This is a genomic window from Nocardia sp. SYP-A9097, assembly GCF_009649815.1.
In the GTDB taxonomy this organism is placed as follows: Bacteria; Actinomycetota; Actinomycetes; order Mycobacteriales; family Mycobacteriaceae; genus Nocardia.
This window is the reverse complement of sequence record NZ_WJIC01000070.1, coordinates 1-2,860: the sequence shown is the minus strand read 5'-3', so window position 1 is coordinate 2,860 and position 2,860 is coordinate 1. Positions and strand designations below refer to the sequence as shown.

Genomic DNA, 2,860 nt, shown 5'->3' with positions numbered 1-2,860 from the left:
CCGATGGGCAGCCTCGACCTTGTACTCGGCCGTGAACGACCGACGCTTACCAGGAGGCATGTGAACATCCTTCCATCAGGACCGTTAGTCCTGCGAATCAGGTGTCCACTATCCGGGGGGAGCCTCAAGTAGCGACCGATGCCAACCCGGCGTTGGCGGTGTTCCAGGGCAAGTTGTATTGCGTCCACAAAGGCAACGGGAGCGACAAGAGCCTGTGGTGGACCACCTTCGACGGCAACAGATGGACCGCGGACCGGAAGTTCCCCAATCACGGCACCTCCGCGGGCCCGGCTCTGGCCGTGTTCAAGAACAAGTTGTACTGCGTGCACCGGGGAAACTATGACCAGAGCCTGTGGTGGACCTGCTTCGATGGCAACAACTGGACCCCGGACAGGGAACTCAGTCGGCATGCCAGCAACGCAGGCCCGGCCCTGATCGTGTACCGCGACAAGAACAGTGACCGCGAACAGCTGCTGTGCGTGCACCGCGGCTTCGGTAACAGGAGCGCTACCGATGGCCACGCTGCCGGAACCCCGGAGCCGTCCGCCACGTAGAAACCGGCACGGGTTGAACCGGGAAATCCCGGACGATCATGCGGCTCACCAGGTCAAGGGGACCGGTGAGCCGCATGTGGTGGGGTTCCGGTAGCACGGCGTTGCGTGCCCCTGACCGCCCGGTCGAACGCGCGGGTCGCGGCAATACAGGATGTTCGAAGTACAGGCATGGAGCCGGTGCTTCGTCAGTGCCTGTCAGAGAGTGGCGGAGCACGAGATACCCTCGTCTGCCACGAATCCGGGCTGCGCTTCGATGCGCTGGCTGGCAGCATGTCGGGATGCCGGACTTGCAGTGGGATGACGTCGAGGAGTTGCTCGACCCCAACAGGATAGGTTCCCTGCCGGATGTGTACGTGCAGGAGGCATCGGTCGAGGATTGGCAGGCGGTGTTCGATCTGATTCGGGCGCAGGGGTGGGCGTGGGAGTACTACGAGGGTGATCGCAAGCGAGAGTTGCCTGCTGCGGTGGACGTGCTGTCCCGCCCGGACGATGCCGACTGCGTCACGCTGCGGGTGTGGCCGGTCTCGAACGTGCGGATGATCTTTCGTCCTTGGCTCGGCGAGATCGATTTCGATGTCGACCTTCGCGAGTTGCAGGGCCAGGCCGGGGTGGACATTCTGTGCGATGTTCTGTGCGCGATCGGGCGGCGGCTGGGTAAACCTGTGCTGATGTGCTCAGAGTTCGACTCCTTCGACTCTCGATCCCCGGTACTGGGGTTCGACCCCGCCGCCGACCGTGTGGTGCTGATGGCCGGCCGAATCTAGGCCTCCAGCGGGCGCAGGCGTGTGGTCCGGGATCTCGTTCACCACAACCGGATGGGTACGGCTACTTGATCTTCCAGTGTCCGGTGCTGGCCGGTTCGGTCAGCGCCGGATGCGCCAGGAGGTCGTGTTCTGGCTAGGCTCGGGAGGTGCGGTCATCGGAAGATCTGAAGCAACGTTGGCTGGCCGAGGCGCCGCGAGTGTTTACCCGGCCGGGGATGTATGCCCTGTCCGGCCCGGAGATGGAAACGGTAGCCGGTGATCGACTGAGGGATCTCTGCTATCTGGACGAACGTGACGATGAATACGAACACGTTCGAGAGTCGTTGCGGCGCTACGGCAAACTCGGAGTCCACGGTCCTTTCGCGGCGATCTTCGACGTCGAGGGCCGCTACACGGACGAGGTGGCGTCGGTGTATGCCGAGGTGTACCACCGCCTGGGCTATCTAGCTGTCGAGCGACTGCTCGACCCGGACGAGTGGCTGCCGCTGACTCGTTTGCGGGAGTGGGTGGGTGAGCGCGACATGCGCCGCAGTGAGGTCGAGGCCGCCTTCGGCGCACCTAGCTTGAGAGTCGGGAGCGTTTGCTGTTACGCCCCGGCCGACGGGGGTCAGTGGGTGTTTTTCGACTGCTGGGACCAGGTCACCCTGCGGTATGCACCCGGCGAGGGTCGTTTCGAGGGCGGATTCGACCGTGATCCGCTGGTTCGCGATATTCGTGTGCCGGCAAAGGATTTTGAGGATGGCCTCGTATTGACTTTGTATGGCAGGGTGCTGCGTTGGGGGCCAGGCTGGTGGATCCATCACCCGAGCGAGACCCAGACCGACGAGCAATCGGCGATCGCGGAGCAGCTCCGGCAGATCGAATCCATTGACCCGTCTCAGCGTTACCCACGGAACTGACGACCCTACGTCGACGCGATCACAGCCAACCCGAATCTCTTTAATCGGCATCGAGCGCGATGCGAAGCTGCTGTCGGCCGGCCGGTTTGGACGCCGACGAACGCGCGGGTCGCGGCGTGTGCGGACGTTTCTGGGAGTTCGAACCGTTGTGGCACTTTTCATTCGAGGTCAGCGAACGTGTGCTCACCGGGACGCCATACCTCCAACGCCTGGTCTGCGAACCCCGAGAGCATCGCGATTTCAGGTCCCTGAAGCTCGTCGAGCGTCGGATGGATCGACAGAGCGCCTACACCGAACCGCACGAGCAGCCCGACGCCAACCGCTTCATCGGTCGATAGAACCACCTGATCGATCAAGGCACACAACGCATCTCGATATCCGACATCCCCGAAGAACCGAGTAGTGCCGCCGACCTCGACAGTCGGCCACGCGTAGCAGAACAAGCGGGCACCGGTGCCGAATTCAAGTTCGAGATAATCACGGACGAACGCCACCGAGGCGACCTCGAGCCCGACCCGGAATTTTTCAAGGTGGATGAGTCCAGCGGGTGTTAAGCGGCTGTCGTGTCGGTCTCCTGGGTGGTGTCCTGGGCTGGTCGGTTGATCCAGACGGTGTCGGGTAGGTGCAGGATCTTCGGTGTCGT

General features: G+C 62.9%; 4 protein-coding genes. 3 read left to right on the top strand and 1 reads right to left on the bottom strand.

Annotated features, from left to right (window positions below; translation table 11 throughout):
• Positions 1-101 precede the first annotated feature (101 nt).
• The 3 genes from GFY24_RS40760 (at position 102) to GFY24_RS40750 (ending at position 2,217) form a co-directional block, all read left to right on the top strand.
• On the top strand, positions 102-554 hold the full coding sequence (locus GFY24_RS40760) for a hypothetical protein (protein ID WP_153810460.1): 453 nt from the start codon (positions 102-104) through the stop codon (positions 552-554).
• A 278-nt stretch (positions 555-832) separates the two neighbouring features.
• A complete protein-coding gene (locus tag GFY24_RS40755) occupies positions 833-1,318 on the top strand; it encodes a hypothetical protein (RefSeq protein WP_153810459.1) in 486 nt (161 codons plus the stop codon).
• Between the two features lie 146 nt (positions 1,319-1,464).
• Complete coding sequence (locus tag GFY24_RS40750) at positions 1,465-2,217, top strand: hypothetical protein (RefSeq protein WP_153810458.1); 753 nt, start codon at positions 1,465-1,467, stop codon at positions 2,215-2,217.
• 158 nt (positions 2,218-2,375) lie between these two features.
• On the opposite strand, the gene GFY24_RS40745 is transcribed toward GFY24_RS40750, so the two are convergent.
• Positions 2,376-2,711 (bottom strand): hypothetical protein, encoded by a 336-nt coding sequence (locus tag GFY24_RS40745; RefSeq protein WP_153810457.1) that lies wholly within the window; start codon positions 2,709-2,711, stop codon positions 2,376-2,378.
• Between the last annotated feature and the right edge of the window lie 149 nt (positions 2,712-2,860).